Raw genomic sequence first — 16825 nt, 5'->3', positions numbered from 1 at the left:
CTTGCCCCCTGAACGATCTTTTAGAAGATGTTTAACTTACCAAAATTAAATATGCTTCGCTTCTTTTTTGTTGTTTTTATTTCATCTATATCAGGATTGTATGCTGTTTCTCCTTCATTGTCTTTATCTCTAACTAAAAATGAAATGCTATTATTGATTTCCTTCATCTCTGCCTCTTCTAATGGTATGCTGTGCAACATTCTTGCATTTACCATGTCTGCTAACATTGATGTAAATTCTGGAACTGTATAGATACTATCTGTTTGGATGAGTTCTTTAATTGTATTAATATCTAATTTGCTTTTTTCATCATATTTGTTTATTACATATTTGATAGCCTTATCTTCCGTAAGGCCTTTGAAAATGTGATTTTGATTAAATAAAATAATGTCTTTTATGTTTTGTGTAACGACTGTTATTATTAAGTCTGCTTTTTCTATAGCTATATATGTTCCTGCATTGTCAATTACATTATGCGTGTCAATTACAATTGATTTATATAATTTTTCGGCTTCTTCAATTATTCTTTGAAGCGGTTCTGGTTGAATATATAAGCTCTTTTCAGGCATTTTAGTGCCATATAAAACGTCATGATCCTTGTGGCTTATTACATTGTTTACAATTATTTTTTCTAAATTATTGGTAATATTAACGTAGTTTAAAATGTTATCTATAGTTGCTGTGTTTTTTATGTCATTATGATAAATGTTTTGCGAAGGGTTTTTTAAATCCAAATCGATTAATAGTACATTATTTTTTTTGTTTTCTTTTTTATCTTTATCTTTGCCGAGAAATCTTGATAATATTAGTGAAATTACGCTTTTACCAACATTTCCTCCTTGTCCCCATACTGTTATTATCATTTTTATCATCCTCACCTTTTTACTAAAAATATTTTTCCTATTTTTACTGCATTTTCTATTGTCGATATCTGGTTATCATCCATATAAAACGTTATTAAATATTTGTCCCCTGCTTTGTTAACTTGTATAACATTAATCTGCCTGAACAGAGGATAAGATTGCCCGCTTGCTGGAGATACCCATATATCTACGCTTTCACCGTTGTTTATAGTGCCTCCACCTATATTCGTACTCTCTATTAGTATAGAATACATGCCTATGCCTTTGTTAAAAACACTATTGGCATCTACCATCATATCACTTGTTATTTGCTGATTTTGGTTTATATTTTCCTGAAACATCTTTCCTATGCACTGATTTATTAATTGTTCTTCTGCCATTTTTCTGTCGGTATATGTTGCTACACCGAGTCTTTGCAATATGTCTCTGATAAAAGTAGGCAATATTGATGTTATTCCACTATTTATTTCAGCTGTTATCGCACCTTTGGTAACCAAGTATTTTGGCACCTCTTTTATGCATATATAACCTCTCGCTTCTTCTGCTGTTTTTATCGTAGTCCCATAGGAGATATCTTTTGTAGAATATAATGCTATGACATTTTGTTTTTCGCTAACTATCGCTCCTGCCCAAATGTAAAATATAAGAGATATTGCCAGTAAGGCAAATCCAATTGCAGACAGTAATTTCTTCAACATATTTTTTGTATATTCCTCCTTCTTTTATTTTTTTAATATCAATCCCTGTAAGGAATCTGCAAACGTTTTCTTGCTGTTGCAGTTACTGTAATAGGTGTTTTTTCTTTTTTAAAAAATACTCCCATACTCACCGGAACCTCTACGGTTGCTGTTACTTCCACATCAACATAAGCAGGAAACGCTTCTGTGTAACTATATACACCTTCAAAGTGGGGCCTGTTTACAACTATCGTTTTTAACCTTGTGTTGTCTTTTTTTACATTTACTTTAAGATTTTTTATTTCAGCATGTTTTATGCCAGCTGTTACAAGGTTTTTAGCTAAATATTCTTCCGCTATGCTTTTTGATATATTGCTGTCTATTGTTATGTAATCCTTATAATCCCTGCTTCTTGGCTGCCATTCATACTCTGATGGGTCTCTCTTACCATTCCCATTCAGATCGCCAAGATATACCCTGCGTTCATATAAATACGTTGCCTTGCTCGTCCTTTTAGCATTTGCTATGGCTGCCAAAGCTGCTGCGTCTACTGCATCCCTTATCTTTGTCCTTGTTAAATACATGCCCATTAATCCAAATTGAAAAGCTGTATATAGTATCAATAATATCATTAGTATGGCAATAAACGGCATTAGTTGTCCTTTTTTGTTATTTATCTTATCTGTGATTTTCATTATATCCCCTTATTGCTCCTTTCCTTTTTTTCTACTTCTCATTTAATACGTAAATATAAAAAGGGCTTCTATCTATTATATAAAGCATAGAAGCCCTTTTGACTATCATGTCTTTATTTTATCAGCCCGCTTTCTTCTCCCCCGCCCGGAGAAGTATCGGGTATATCCTTTATTGTTGTTACCGCATCGCTGTTATTACTGTATGTTTCTTCGTTAGAAGGTTTGTTCTTGTCAGGGTTTACTGTTGCTTTTATAGTTAATGTCTTTGGAGAACTGCTGCTCATCGTATAAGTATAGCTTGAGTATTTTATTTTTTCCCCTTTTGAGAAGGTTATATCTTCTTTTTTTACTATATTGCCGTTTATTTGCCATATAACGTTCGTTGTTAAAGCATCACCGTTTTTGTTTGTTATCTTGCACCTGTAGGTAAATTTTTCACCCGGACTTAACATATCTGTATAGCTGTCTATCATTAATGCTAAATCCGGTTTTATCAACAGCTCTTTTTCTATTTCTATCTGATCTTTATTGTCATCATAGTTTGTTTCATTGTCAGGTTTATTCTTATCAGGATTGACCTCTACTGCTATTTTTACAATTGACGGACTGCTTTCCTGCATTGTATAGGTTATATTTGTATATTTTTCTTTTTCTCCTTTTGCAAAGCTAATGTCTTCTTGTTTTACTGTCTGCCCATTTATAGTCCATTTAACTAATGTCTTTATTTCACTTCCGTTTTCGTTTTCTATTTTCGCTTTATATATGTAACTGCTTCCTACTTTTAGCTTGTTCTTATAGTCATATATTTGTACAGTCAAGTTTACAGGAGGAGGCATGTCAAATGGTGCCATTGGTATAGTCTTATACCATGTTTTACCGTCCATGTTGTGCCATGCTACACCTATTCCCCATGTCCATTTTGTTGGTGGTTGCAGAACATGAACGTATTGGCTCCATTGGAGCTTGCTTTTTGAATATGAAAATTTTCCATCTGGTTCATAGAAATAAGCAAGCCCTTTTTTTATGGATTCGTCAAGAACGGTATTACCGTCAATTTTATTTTGTTGGATTTGTTTTCCTCTAAAGTTCAGGCCTTGTTTCCAAGGTTCTTTTATCCAGTTTCTATCTTCTAAATTCCCGCCTTTCCATAAATCATCGGGGAAATATTCGTTTGTGAAATAATCGCCTTCCATTGTATAACCTAAAAACCGCTTTCTGCCTTCTTTTACTTCTCCGAATGGTGATCCATATATAAGAAGCCCTCTATCTGCATACATGTCTTTGTTTATGGGTACACCTTCTACATTTTCTTCATCAAAATAGTCCTCTACTCCATACCTTTCCTTAATGTCTTTATTTATTTCTAACAAGAAATTGTTGAGGTTTGGTCGATTTAAAACTTGGTAATAATTAAGCGGTAATGCAATCAGTGTTGTATCATTAAAAAGCATAAAAAGTATTACTATTAAAGAAAGTATTGCTTTTAATTTGTTTTTATCCATTTCTTTAACCTACCTTTCAAAGAACAATATACTGATAATATAGTTGTATGTTCTTGAGCCTATATAAATTTTATACTTTTCGGTATATATATATTTGTCTGGTAGGTTTTGTTTATAGTAGTTTTTTTGTTTTATATAATCCATTATTTCTTTTACTGTTGCATCATTCAATTTAGGATCTTTTTCATTGTTTTTCAAATAGTTTAAAACATACGCAGTATCAGTGTACTGAGGTTCTATCGGATACGATAAATCAAGAGTAATATAATGCTTACAATATGCTTTGTTTTGTGTATCATAAGTATATTGATAGCAGAATCCTTGACTTCCTACATATCCTATTATGGTATTGGTTAACGGTTTCTGTGTGTCTATTAATACGGTTAAGGTTTTTTCATCCCATCCTACAAAGTAGCCTAGTGATTCGCTTACTACTCTTACTGGGACGAAAGTTCTATCATCTTTAATTATCGGAGCTACTTCATATGTCACTACAGTGCTATTTATTTTTATGTTATTGTCCCCTATTGTCATTTCGATTGATCGGTCGTTTTTCTTGATATATACTTTTTCATATCCATATTCTTTTTTATAATCCACGGTTGCTCCCAAGTTTTCGGATACAAACCTTATAGGTACAAGTGTCCTCCCGTTTTGAATAAACGGTTTTGCATCGGGTGGTGTTACTACCTGCCCGTCAATCTTTATAACTATATCTTTTGTTGCTCCATAAACTGCGGTGCTTAATATTAAAGCCGCAGCCAGCATTGAAGCCATCATGAATATTATTTTTCTTTTCATTTGATACTTCCTCCTTTTTTCCTTTCTCAAATAAAATATAATCCCCCTCATTTTTTCAATGAGAGGGATTTGTAGTCTTTTTTGTTCCTATTTTTTTTTATATTTTGCCTCTATAACTATTATAATTTATTCTGTATTACTTTTCAATACCCTATTTTGTTATATTTCTCTGCTGTATTTTTTATTTTTGTAATACGGTATCGCATCAAGCATTATTGGGTTTATGTTGTTTGCTACAATTACTATTTTGTCCTGCGGTATTCTTCTTAATTCATCAGGAGTCAATAGTTCCCTTCTTTCCTTGTAATCTTCATTCCATTTAATTGTTGAATACCCTGCTATGGATGTAAAATACTGCCCTGTTTCTCCTGTTACTCCAGAGAAAAATATTTTTGTTTTCATGTTGTTTAATATATCTATTTGTTCTTCCTTTGTGTATTCCCTTGTTAATTGTTCTATCCCTTGCATCCCTATAATTAGAGATATTTGCCTTGACCTTACCGTTGCTGCTATTTGTGCAAAACCCGGTATTTTGCCTATATTGGGGAATTCATCTAAAAAGAAAAATACAGGCCTGCCTTTTATGTCAATGATATGCTCTAATATCTGCCAGTATAATGTTGCCGATATGGGTTTTAATAATTCTGCCTTCCTTTCAGGTATTTGTATAAATATAACTGTTTTTTCTTTTCTTAATTCTTCAGGTCGTATCATATTAATTTCATTGTCGTCATTCCCCTCTATTATCCTTCTTACATCCTTCCTTGTGAAAGTCCTTAACGATGATAACAAAACAGACCTTATAGATGCCGATGTTTCCGGTGATTGTATGGATTGTGCATATACCAAATATCTTTTATATGCTTCTCCTCCGATAGATTTAAATATTTCTGCTCTCTCTTTTTCTGTATGCTCTGCAATAATTTCATATGCTTTGTTTATTGTTGGTATCCTGTCTTCAATCTGTGCCATTTCCTTTTCTGCTAAGAGTGCTGCTTCCCATAAGGGTTGCGAAAAATTAATCCATTGCGTATCCCCAGCTTGACCTAACGATGAATAACCGTTCCTTAGCGTTATATCTGCTAATTCAGATATTTCTACTTCGTTTTTCGCTAAGTGCAGGAAATTATATACGTTCGTTTCTCCATCATCTATCATATTTAACTTATAGATATTATAACCTCTGTTTTTTAAAGCTTTTTCGGTTAACTTTTCTATTTCTCCTTTTGGATCGGTTACTATTGCAGAAACATCTTCGGGAAGTACCATAAGGTTGGGTATAAATATTGTTGATGTTTTGCCACATCCGGTCGGCCCTATTACCGCTACATGCTCAAATGAAGTCTTTTGTGTAAGCCTTATTTCATTTATCCCCTGCAATGTTTTTTTGTATCCTACTATTACGCCATCTTCTCCTATTATCCCATTCTGCCTTAGGTCGTTTATTTCTGCCCATTCGGCACTCCCTTTTTCACTTGCCTCCCTCTTCTTTATCAATTTTGTCTTTTGTATTGCACGTAATTTATTTTGTATTTTTACTAAAACAATAACTGCAATTACCAATAAAGAAAGCAGTATAACGGTTGTTATTGTTAACGACATCTTTTCTGCTGCATTCAACGGTTTCCCGCTGATGCGGTTTATATAATAAATTCCTATTGCTGTCCATAAATCTTTAGCATATTTGTATTTTACAAGACAGTATCCTTGAATAATGTGAAACAAAATTAATAAAGATAATGTAAAAGCAAATATAGCCGTAAAAACGTAATTACTTCTATCAGGGTATCTTTTTATATTTTCTTTGTCATTCATTCTTCAACAAGATCATCTAAACCGTGCTAAACTGCACAAATTTAGATGGCCGGGGTATTTGTATTCCGCCCTTTATGCTGCCTCAGCCCCGGCAAGCGGTTTTTGAGGCAACCTCTATAAAAATATAAAGCACTACACTTTTTGTATAGTGCTTGATCAGCCGTGTTTTAGTATTACCGGTTCTTGCAGTATTCACAGTAATCCCAAAATTCTTCTTCTACTAGTTGTTTGTCCTTTGCTAAATAAACGTAGTCATCATCATAGTTCAAACCATCTTCAGATATCGTGTAATATTTTCCCCAGTCCGTTTCATTTAAATCATCTTTGTGTATTGATAAGGTGCAGGCAAGGCTGTTAAAATATATGGTTTCATAGTTCTTTTCCTTATTCCATTCTATAAATAATCGCCCTGCTTCTGATATATTGCTCGTCTTGAGCAGGCCTTCATGTATCTCAATCAGCCTGTTTTTTATTTCTTCCTCTTCTTTCCTCTGCATTTCAGCCATTTCTCTTATGCTCATTTTCTTATTTTCTTGGATCATTTTTTTATCACCTCTCTAATTCCATTATAACAGTTTTGTATATATATTGCAATATTTTTATATACATTGCTTTACTTTTATATATGTTGCTTTACTTTTATATACGTATTTTAAATACATTGTTTTCGCTTTCGTTCAAAAGTTTTGTTAATATGTCTTCCTCCGTATATTTTGTTATTTCATTTGTTGTGATTTCTTTGCCTTTAGGCAGGCTGTTTTTTACTTCATTGTAGTATCGTTCTTTGGCCCTGCTGTCTAATATCGCTATTATGCCCCTGTCACTTTCGCTTCTTATAAGCCTACCTGCCCCTTGATTTAATTCTATAGACATTATTATTTTTTGTATTTCTTTTAGTGCTTCCGTTCTATCTATCCCTTGATATTCCGCGTATTCTTCCGCTTTTTGCTCTATTATTGGAGTGGGAACCGGAAATGGCAGCTTGTCTATTATTACAGCTGATAATGCAGGCCCTTTTACGTCTATTCCCTTCCAAAAAACCCCGGTCGCAAACAAACAGGATGATTCATCTTCTGTAAATTTTCTTATCAGTTCTGTCTTGTTGGAGTTCTTGTCTTGAATATACGCATTATACCCTCTTTCCTTTATCCTGTCTTTAATCTTATTATAGGTGTATTTCATCGTATTATATGATGTAAATAATATTAACGCTCTTCCTTTTGTTTTTTCTATTATTTCTACAATGCGTTCTGCTTTTTTATCCAAATATTTTATGTATTCTTCTGCGTCACTCTCGGGGTCTTTATACTTTATTTTTTCTTCATAATATATTCCTACTTGGTCTTCTCGAATGCTGTACGGTGAGGGAAAGAATAAAGGTTGTTCATATTTTTTAGTGCTCACTTTATACATTCCACTGTTGATTAAAAAATAATCATATCTCTCATTAATGTCTTTTTTATACGGTATTCCTATTGTTGCAGATGTCATTACTATTGGAATGTCTTCTTTTAGCAATATGTTGTATAGTTTCTCCGATATGTTTTTAGGCATTACGTTTATCTCAATTTTATTTTTTGTTTTAGTTATCCATGTTATATATTCTTCTGTTCCAGCAATGTTTTTTAATATATCGTTTAATTTTTCTACTTTCTTGCACAGTTTTTCGTTTTTTATTAATGCCATATTGTATTTTATTTCTTTTATTAATTCCTCTTCTGCTTTTTTTATTTCTTCTTTTGTTTCCGGTGATAGTTCTAAATATATTTCTGTTTGGTTATTGTATTCCATATCGTTTTTTGCCTGATTCTTTACTTGGTATATTAGTGCATCTACTACTGTTTCAGTTGTTTTTATGTTTATTTTTCTTTGTTTGCATACTCTTATAATGTCTTTTATTTCTGATATTGTCAGACTTTTTGTATATATGCTTTGTGCTGCACTTTCTATGTCATGAGCTTCATCTATTATTATGCCTCCATATTTTTCTAAATCAATTTGCGATTCTTTTAAACATGCTAAGAGATAGTTGTGGTTTACAACAAGTATGTCGTAATTGTAATTTGTTATGTTTTGTCTTAGTTCTTTATACAGGCATTTTTCTTGTTCACATCTTTTGCAGTTTTCGGGTTCCATCTGTTTTAACAACCTCTCATATTCCCTGCCATACTGTTCTTTTTCAAACGCTTTTTTGTGTTTATAAGCCTCCATTATTGATAGGTATTTTTCATATATTTCTCCTGTGCTTGCCAACATCATGTTAAATACTTTTTTAATACATATGTAATTTTCCCTGCCCTTTATTGCTAATGATTTTATAGGTTCTTTTATCAATCCCTCTAACATCAGTATGTTTGATATTTCAGGCAGGTCTTTTTCTATAAGCTGATTTTGTAATGCTTTTGTGCTTGTTGATATAATTATCGGTTTACGAGTTGTTAATGCCTTATTTATTATAGGAAGTATATATGCTAATGTTTTGCCCGTCCCTGTTCCTGCTTCTATTATCCCTTTTTTGTTGTTGTTCAAGATTTTTTCTACCTGATTCGACATTTCTATTTGTGCTGCCCTTTTGTTTTTACCATACTTAGGCAATATATTTTCATATATGTCTTTTATATTTAAAATCATTTTTTTTCACCTTCTCTCGTCAATACAAAAAATCTCTCCCTTGCTTTGAAAGGAGATTATTTTTATTATCCTTTTATTTTAAACTTTTTGTTCCATTTTTAAGTTTTATATAATTTTCTGCCTGCTCTTTATCTACAGGATATAGAAAATAACTATCGTTGTTGTCTTTTAGTACCCCTATATAGTATCCCCCTCCATAATTGAATATTTTTGATTTTCCCAGAAATTCCGTATAGTCTATTTCATATACTTCTGCCTTTATTTTCGGTAAACCCAAAAGTCTTGCCACATATAGTCTGTGATTACCTTCTTCGCAAAAATATTCGTCAAATATTTTGTAAACCGGAATAGGCTGCATGTTGTTTCTTGTGTCCCTGCACTCGCTGTTTAAATTTAAATACCCAATAAGTACTCTAAAAACTTTTGAAGGTTTAGGGTAACTCCCCCTTACTTCTTCAAGTGGTATATTTGCCCAGCCATTCCCCAGTATCCTTTCGCATGGGACTTCTTCAATCCTTCTTAAACATGAAAAGTGGATATTCTTTATAAGCATCCTTATAATTTGTAGGGTGTAAATCAGGAAAACCGTTTTTCTCTATAAAATCGGATATTTTATTGTAGATTTCTGCGTTTTCTATTAATTTGAAATAGCATTCTCTTTCCCCTATATCATCTTCGTAATCTTCAAAATATTCTACTACGCATTTCCCTAATTTTTTGTTTTCATCAAAGTTAAAATCAACAATTATCATAATTATTCCCTCGTATTTTTCTCTTGATATTCATTAGTGGTACAGGATATGATATATAAAAACCTTGCCCATAGTCGGCTTTTAATTCCTTTGCTGTTATTAATTCTTTTTCTGTTTCTATTCCTTCTATTACTGTTTTTGCTCTTAATGAGTGAGAAAGCATTATAACCCTTTTCAATAATTTATACCAGTATTCTTCATTAGCAGCTTTTGTAATATATCCCTTATCTATTTTTATGTAATCAGGTTTTATTTCGCCTATATAAGCAAGTCTTGAATATCCAGAAAAAACATCGTCTACTGCTATCTTTATGCCTATGCTTCTAATTTCTTCTATTATATTCCTGTCTACTTTTTCTATATTGCCTCCTACGAATTCCGTTACCTCAAATACAACTTTTTTCAAGTAAGATTGTTTGTATTTTGTATTATATTTTTTCGTTTCATTTTTTATTAATTCGCTTATATTATGTAATGATTTTGGAGTAACGTTTATAAATATATTGCAGTTATGTAATTGATTTAAAAGGTATTCTTCTATAATCCCTTTGAATATATTTCTTTCAAGGATTTCTAAAAGGTTATATCTTTCAGCATCTATAAAGATTTCTTCTATGTGTTCAGTATTATATCCTTTTACTCTTGTTAGTGCTTCTGATCCGTAAAACTGGCCTTTATTAAGCGAAATTATTGGTTGGTATAAGAAATATAATTCCCCCCTGTTTACTATGTCGTAAATATTTATGTTTTCTTTGCCATTGTTTTTAAAAGGTATTTTGGCTATATCTTTTTTATTGGCATTTATGTTATCCATTAAATTTCTCCTTTCAATTTATGCTTCTCATATAAAAATAAAAAAAGAGGGCAATTTTTATAATTACCCTCTTTTTTATTGTTTTTTAATAATTTTGGTTATTTGCTTGATCCAGCTGAGAACCTGTCTTGTTAAATAAATTCGTCAATTTAGGTTTCAGGAACAAGTACCCTCCCAATGCAATTATACTCATCACAGCCATAATAATAGCTGTTTGAACAATATCTCCGTTGTCATCCTTGTGAAATTGTTTTAAGTACTCAATTATGTTTTTCATTATCCTTTCCTCCTTTTTATTTTTATTTTAATTTTAAAATAATCCCATTTCACTAATCATTTGTATTACAGGCATCAGCAATAATGCTACCATAGGCAGGAATATGCATACTATGAGTGGAAGAAGTATTTTCGTAGGTACTTTCCTTGCTTCTTCTTCTGCCTTTCTTTTTCGTGTCTCATTTAATTCGGTGTTAAATATTGTTAATGTATCCGCTAAATTGGAAACACCTCTTTCTTCGGCAATTATTATTGTTTGAACAAATTTATTAATCTCATCTAATCCTATCCTTTCAGCCATGTTTCTAAATGCAACAGCCCTTGATTTCCCTACAGCTATATCCCTCCACGTCAGCCTTAATTCTTCCCCTAATGGCCCGGTTAATTGTTCGCTTACCTTCTCTAAAGCAGGGCCTAATTCAACGCCAGCTTTTAGTGCGATTATTAAAAAGTCTAACATTAATGGAAGTTCTTTTCTTATCTTTTTCCTTCTTCTTTCAATAACCGCAGAAAGCCAGAAATCTGGAGCCATAAAGCCCATAACAGCTAATATTATCCCAAATATAAAAGGGACATTTGCTAAAGATAGCCCAAAGGACAATATAAGAATTGCTCCAGCTATTAGTATTTTTATTCCTAAAAAAGATTGTGGAGTTAAGCCGTAAGGGAAACCAGCCCACATAAGTTTGTTATATAAATCTTCTATAGTTGCTGCCGGATACCAAGCTGAAATATCATAACCCAATTTGTTTGATAAGTTAATTATAATACTTTTTGTGTTTACATTCCTCATATTGCTCTGTAGTGCTGCTGTAGTAATCCCTTCTTTTGATATTATCACGTTCATTGCAAAAAATACTACTGAAAGGAAAGTAAGCCATCCAGCGATTATTATCGTTCTGTCCATTTTTCATATCACCTGCTTTTATTTTTTATATTTCTACATCAATCATATTTCTTATCCAAAAAGTTCCTGTTATTATCATTGCTGTTGCTAATATAAACACTATTATCCCTTCTGGTGTGTTGAATAAACTTGATACGTATTCAGGCACCATTTGTCTCATTAAGCCTATTGTTGCGAACGGGACTATGCCTACAATTGTCGCCGATAACCTTCCTTCTGCAGTTATTGCTTTGACTTGTTCTTTAAATGCTCTTCTTTCCCTTATGCTTTCCTGTATCCTATCCAATATTGCAGGGACATTTACAGCCATTCCGCTTTTTTGAAGACTTGTTACCATAGCAAGTGCTTCTATTTCTGGTATTTTTATACGTTCTGACGCTCTCTTAAATACTTCGTCTATTGGTACCCCTGCACGTATCTCTAGTAACATCCTTTCTAATTCGCCTTTGATTGGTTGTTTTGCCTCTAATGCTGCACGTTCTATTGCTGCAGGAAGGCCTCCTCCTGCCCTTAATACTACTGCCATTTGTTCTGCTGCTTGTTCAAATTGCCTTTCTATCTGTATCCATTGACCGCTGATTTGCCACACAACCCATAATTTCGGCAGCATAACTCCTGCTATCCCAAATATTAACGATATTATTAATTGCCCTGTTACTGAATAAGCTATTACAATAAAACTTACTACCCCTATGGCTGTTAATATTATTTTCTGTTCTCTCTTTAAGTCTACTGTCATCAATTGTTCTTGTTTCCCTTTTTTCTTTTGCCTTTCCTGCTGCAAATATTCTTGTTCACTAAAAACGTAAGGCTTAAACCTGTCGAGCTGTATATCTCTTTCTTTTATTTGCTTTAATCCATGCATAAAAAGTATAACGCTCGTTAATACAAGAAGAGATGCCATTGTGATTTCATACAACTTTTACCAACCCCCTTTGATTTAGTGCTTATTCATATCATCATTTTGAAAATGATAATTATTAAAATAATGCTAAAAATTTGTTCGGCTATACCTCCGCTTTTTATTCCTACAATACTAATTTTCCTTCTTATTAAAGGATAAAGCAGAGGGATTCCTTCTTTCGTCATCATATCTCCTAATAAGTGGCTTAAATAGCCAATCAATAAACCTGCTGTGATTTTCGCTTCGTTTAAACCGGGAATTATATAATTAAAATGCTGCAAGGATAAATACATCTTTACAATAAATGCTGTGATTATTGCTCCTAAAAGAGAATGCATAATACCTCTGTGTCCTACGGTTTTATTTAGGATAAAAGATGCTGGCTTTGCTTTTCTCCCTATCTTTGAACCGGGCATATCTATATCGGGTATTAGAGCGGATATTGCCGATATTGCTGTTAATGATGCAGCACTAACTCCTGTTATATTCATTTTACTTGTAAGAATCACTCCGCTTAATGCACCTATTAATATATGTGTTGAACCCGTCATATTATTCTGATACCTCCTTTTATTATCTTTTCTATTTATAGAAAGCTGTCAAAGTCTACTCCCCTTTCTTTTAGTAATTCTCTTTTCGTAAACTTATTGCCGGTTTCTTCCCAATGCCCTATTATTTCTTTATCCTTAAATTCATCTACTTTAAACTTTACTAACAGATTCGTTATAATTTTTTGATTCCTTTCACCTACAACTTCTGATATTTCTACTACTCTGCGTTTTCCATCAGGAAACCTCATAATGTGTATTACTAAATCTACAGATTCTGCTATTAAGGAAGGCACCAAATCTTTTGGATATTCCTGAGCACTTGCCACCATTGCTATTAATCTTTCCATCGCTTGTGCCGTGTTGTTTGCGTGTAAAGTAGTCATACTGCCTAAGTGCCCTGTATTCATTGCCTGTATCATTGCATATGCTTCCTTCCCTCTTACTTCGCCAACAATTATAATGTCCGGTCTGGAACGAAGTGCGGTTTGAACGAGCGACATCATATTGACTTCTCCCGCTCCTTCTATGTTTGCTGGACGTGCTTCCCATCTCCTTACATGAGGATGTCTTAACTGCATTTCTATCGGGTTTTCTATTGTAATTATGCTTAACCTTGGATCAATAAATTCTGATAATGCGTTTAAAAATGTTGTCTTACCCGATCCTGTTCCACCGCTAATAATTATGTTCAGCCTTGCTTTAACGCATTTCGCTAAACTCTCTTTTAATTTTTCTGGAAGCATTCCCCATCTTACTAAGTCATTTATGCTTACGTTTGGCCTGAATTTTCTTATAGTTATTGTTGCACCGTCAGGAGATATTGGAGGTATAACTGCACATACACGTGAACCGTCCGGCAACCTTGCGTCCACCATTGGACTTGAATAGTCCAGCCTCCTGCCTATCGGTGCTATGATCCTTTCTATTACAAGCCTTAAATGCTCTTCATTGTCAAATTTTACGTCTGTTTCTTTTAATTCTCCGTTTTCTTCAATGATTATTTTGTCGTATTTTTCTACTATTATTTCTGTTATGTTCGTGTTGTCTAAAAATTGTTCGATAGGGCCATACCCTTGTATTTCGTTGACTAATCTTTCAATAATACTCTGCCTTGCATTAAAAGGCAAGGCAGAGTATTCTAAATCTATCATTGTTGTTAATTTTTTCCTTACTATATTTTTCGCTTCCTGATCTCTGTATTTACCGAGTATTTCTGGAGGCACTTCGGCCATTATCTTTTCCTGCGCTCTTTTCCTCAGTTCTGCCCAGTTTATTTCATTATTATTGCTTCTGTATTGACTATCCATTATTTCATATAGTCTCGGCATATAGTTTCACCTCTGCTTTCTTGTTGTTGTTATCTTAAAAATCCAAATATTCCTCTCCTTTGTTTTTTCTCTTTCTCTTCCATTTTTTCAGCTGTCTCACTTGTCTTCATATAAGAACCGGGTACTATAGTGTTCGTTAGCCTCTTGATAGCTATAGAAAACGGAGCGTTCGGATCAATTTCTATAGCCTGCCTGCCGTTGCCCTGATTTATGGCTCGTGGGACGACATCATCTTCAGGCAGTTCTTCAAAAACAGGAAGACCTACTATGTCCGCAACTTCTTTGGGTGTTAAATCGCTTATCCTGTTTTTGTTAACACGGTTTAATACCAGCATCATTTTTCTCAATAAGTAATCATATCCTTCCGTGTTTTTAACTGCATAAACTACCCTTCCTATATTTTCTGCTGATTGTCCTTCCGGTGTTGTTAACAAAATTATGTGCGTAGCATATTCCATTGAAACATCTACTAACGGTGATATTTTAGGCCCTCCATCAATGACTATATACTGATAATACCTTTTGAGTATGTTTAGTATTCTTTCCGCTGTTTTTTCATTTATTCTTTCTGCTATTGCGGGACTTATTGGAGCAGGGAGGACTTTTACTCCGGATTGTGATGTCATCAAAAGCTCGTCAACTTCCTCCAATGTTGCTGCTTCGGTCATGTATTCCCAACGTGATAAATCGTGCGATGGCACTTCGCTTTTGCTTAGTGCAAATATTGTTGCCAAATTCCCAAATGTGCAGTCAAAATCAAGTATCGCTACTCTTTGCCCCGATAGTATTGGTGATTTTTTAATGGCTAAAGCTATATTTGATGATACTGTTGATTTGCCTACCCCTCCCTTTGGTGAATGGACAAGTATAATAGCCTGTTGTAATGTTATTACTTCTCTTCTTACCTGCTGTTGTTGTGGCCTTATTACTCCGTGCCTGTCTGCTGCTTCTATCAGCTGTCTCCTTCTTTCCTCTACACAATTTACTACAAAATCTGCTAATTCTTTAAAATTCAATGTTTCTTTGTGAAATATTTCAGCAATCCCCATCGATTTTGCTTGTGCTATCAAATTCGCCGTTAAACTGCTTGATATTGCTATAACTATCGTTGTAGGAGATTGCTCTGATATTCTCTGCATGATATCTTTTGCAGACATATCTGGCATTCCATAGTTTATTATCAAGGCATCGGCTCCCATTTCTAATACTCTGTTTATTGCTATCTCACCTGAATTTGCAAGCCCAACTACTTTTATCATACTGTTCATGCCTAACTGCAGTTGAGCCTGCATCATCCATTGAACATCATAATCTGCCAGTATCACTTTTACATTTCTATCGTCTCTTATTATCATCCCTGTATACCTCCATTTTATTGGATTATTTTGCACTTATAGGATTAATCGTTACATATATTTTGCCTCTTTCCCTTGCCAGTGCTATTGCTTCAGCTTCACTGTCTTTAACCGCTATTACCAATGAAGGAGCGGTGTTATCTCCTCCGGCCCTTACCCCTATCACAGTTGCATTTCTTAATATCGTTTCACTCTTTAATATTTTCGTTCCATTGTTTTCTTCTTCATACACGTTTATTACATTTATTTTGTCTCCAGCTTTTATGCCCCCTAACATTCCTCCAGCAGAGTCAGGTGGCAGTTCTATGGCTTTATAACTTGGGTCGTTTAAAGCCAAAAGCCTTGCACTTAATATCCCGCCATCGTTTTGGCCTGCTATTAATACATGACTTTGCCTGATTACATCGCCCTGCGACAATCCATGTCGTGCTACTGCCCTTTTTACGATCGGATCATTTGGGTCAATGTAATCGTTTGGCAGTCCCGCTTTCGGCATTTTTACAATCGTTACCTTGCCTTCTATTGGATCTCCGGGACTAATATCCTGTGCTGCTTGTAGTACGGGGACAGTCGGTGCTATTTTCATCCCTGCCAATATTACGAGGCCTGCTGCTGCCAGCCCAAATACAATAGAAAGCAGTAAAAATAATGCCCCTCCTGTTTTTTTCCTTTGTATAAACCCTCCTATTTTCCTCATAACTATTTAAATTCCTCCTTAACTATTTAATTATTTTTTTTAATTTATCGCAGATTCTTTTATTATTTCCAATATTTTATTCCATTCATTTATTTGCGGGAATGTCCCCTTTTTTTGGTGTTCTCTTATCTTATTGCTGTCGCTTAATACTGCTATTGGCAATACGTTCTTCATTATACATATATTTACCAGCTCGTTCTCATCTGCCCCCATAGTTCCTATTAAGAACGTGCTCCCGGGTATATACGGTTTTATCA

19 protein-coding genes are annotated in these 16825 nt (G+C 33.8%); all 19 read right to left on the bottom strand.

Annotation, left to right across the window (positions count from 1 at the left end; translation table 11 throughout):
* Positions 1-20: 20 nt before the first annotated feature.
* Complete coding sequence (locus ACPLVF_RS01985; RefSeq protein ID WP_424906149.1) at positions 21-863, bottom strand: hypothetical protein; 843 nt, start codon at positions 861-863, stop codon at positions 21-23.
* Positions 864-874: 11 nt separating this feature from the next.
* Positions 875-1561: a hypothetical protein gene (locus ACPLVF_RS01980; protein WP_424906148.1), complete on the bottom strand. Its 687-nt coding sequence runs from the start codon at positions 1559-1561 to the stop codon at positions 875-877.
* A 38-nt stretch (positions 1562-1599) separates the two neighbouring features.
* Positions 1600-2235 carry a pilus assembly protein TadG-related protein gene (locus ACPLVF_RS01975; RefSeq protein WP_424906147.1) on the bottom strand — a complete coding sequence of 212 codons (636 nt, stop codon included), beginning with the start codon at positions 2233-2235 and terminating at the stop codon, positions 1600-1602.
* A gap of 113 nt (positions 2236-2348) precedes the next feature.
* Positions 2349-3737 (bottom strand): Athe_2463 domain-containing protein, encoded by a 1389-nt coding sequence (locus ACPLVF_RS01970; protein WP_424906146.1) that lies wholly within the window; start codon positions 3735-3737, stop codon positions 2349-2351.
* A gap of 9 nt (positions 3738-3746) precedes the next feature.
* A complete protein-coding gene (locus tag ACPLVF_RS01965; RefSeq protein WP_424906145.1) occupies positions 3747-4538 on the bottom strand; it encodes a copper amine oxidase N-terminal domain-containing protein in 792 nt (263 codons plus the stop codon).
* A 159-nt stretch (positions 4539-4697) separates the two neighbouring features.
* Positions 4698-6353 (bottom strand): type IV secretory system conjugative DNA transfer family protein, encoded by a 1656-nt coding sequence (locus tag ACPLVF_RS01960; RefSeq protein ID WP_424906144.1) that lies wholly within the window; start codon positions 6351-6353, stop codon positions 4698-4700.
* 173 nt (positions 6354-6526) lie between these two features.
* Positions 6527-6895: a hypothetical protein gene (locus ACPLVF_RS01955; RefSeq protein WP_424906143.1), complete on the bottom strand. Its 369-nt coding sequence runs from the start codon at positions 6893-6895 to the stop codon at positions 6527-6529.
* A gap of 97 nt (positions 6896-6992) precedes the next feature.
* Positions 6993-8984 (bottom strand): ATP-dependent DNA helicase, encoded by a 1992-nt coding sequence (locus ACPLVF_RS01950; protein WP_424906142.1) that lies wholly within the window; start codon positions 8982-8984, stop codon positions 6993-6995.
* Positions 8985-9057: 73 nt separating this feature from the next.
* Complete coding sequence (locus ACPLVF_RS01945; RefSeq protein ID WP_424906141.1) at positions 9058-9537, bottom strand: hypothetical protein; 480 nt, start codon at positions 9535-9537, stop codon at positions 9058-9060.
* Positions 9494-9736, bottom strand: a complete 243-nt coding sequence (locus ACPLVF_RS01940) for a hypothetical protein (protein WP_424906140.1) — start codon at positions 9734-9736, stop codon at positions 9494-9496. The genes ACPLVF_RS01945 and ACPLVF_RS01940 overlap by 44 nt, the downstream gene beginning before the upstream one ends.
* A complete protein-coding gene (locus ACPLVF_RS01935; protein WP_424906139.1) occupies positions 9723-10550 on the bottom strand; it encodes an EAL domain-containing protein in 828 nt (275 codons plus the stop codon). The genes ACPLVF_RS01940 and ACPLVF_RS01935 overlap by 14 nt, the downstream gene beginning before the upstream one ends.
* Before the next feature lie 85 nt (positions 10551-10635).
* A complete protein-coding gene (locus tag ACPLVF_RS01930; RefSeq protein WP_424906138.1) occupies positions 10636-10827 on the bottom strand; it encodes a hypothetical protein in 192 nt (63 codons plus the stop codon).
* Between the two features lie 33 nt (positions 10828-10860).
* Positions 10861-11733, bottom strand: coding sequence for a type II secretion system F family protein (locus ACPLVF_RS01925; RefSeq protein ID WP_424906137.1), 873 nt, complete (start codon positions 11731-11733; stop codon positions 10861-10863).
* 25 nt (positions 11734-11758) lie between these two features.
* The gene (locus ACPLVF_RS01920) at positions 11759-12652 is read right to left on the bottom strand and encodes a type II secretion system F family protein (RefSeq protein ID WP_424906136.1); all 894 of its coding nucleotides are present in this window, start codon (positions 12650-12652) and stop codon (positions 11759-11761) included.
* Positions 12653-12684: 32 nt separating this feature from the next.
* Entirely contained in the window at positions 12685-13188 is a 504-nt protein-coding gene (locus ACPLVF_RS01915; RefSeq protein WP_424906135.1) for a metal-dependent hydrolase, read from the bottom strand.
* A gap of 35 nt (positions 13189-13223) precedes the next feature.
* The gene (locus ACPLVF_RS01910; RefSeq protein WP_424906134.1) at positions 13224-14516 is read right to left on the bottom strand and encodes a CpaF family protein; all 1293 of its coding nucleotides are present in this window, start codon (positions 14514-14516) and stop codon (positions 13224-13226) included.
* A gap of 29 nt (positions 14517-14545) precedes the next feature.
* A complete protein-coding gene (locus tag ACPLVF_RS01905; protein ID WP_424906133.1) occupies positions 14546-15871 on the bottom strand; it encodes an AAA family ATPase in 1326 nt (441 codons plus the stop codon).
* Between the two features lie 25 nt (positions 15872-15896).
* On the bottom strand, positions 15897-16568 hold the full coding sequence (gene cpaB / locus ACPLVF_RS01900; protein WP_424906132.1) for a Flp pilus assembly protein CpaB: 672 nt from the start codon (positions 16566-16568) through the stop codon (positions 15897-15899).
* Positions 16569-16607: 39 nt separating this feature from the next.
* The coding region (locus ACPLVF_RS01895; RefSeq protein ID WP_424906131.1) for a hypothetical protein at positions 16608-16825 on the bottom strand (218 nt) is incomplete at its 5' end.

This window comes from Thermovenabulum sp., assembly GCF_049701175.1.
Taxonomy (GTDB): Bacteria; Bacillota; Thermosediminibacteria; order Thermosediminibacterales; family Thermosediminibacteraceae; genus Thermovenabulum.
The sequence above is the reverse complement of the archived record's forward strand: the minus strand, read 5'-3'. Positions and strand labels throughout refer to the sequence as shown.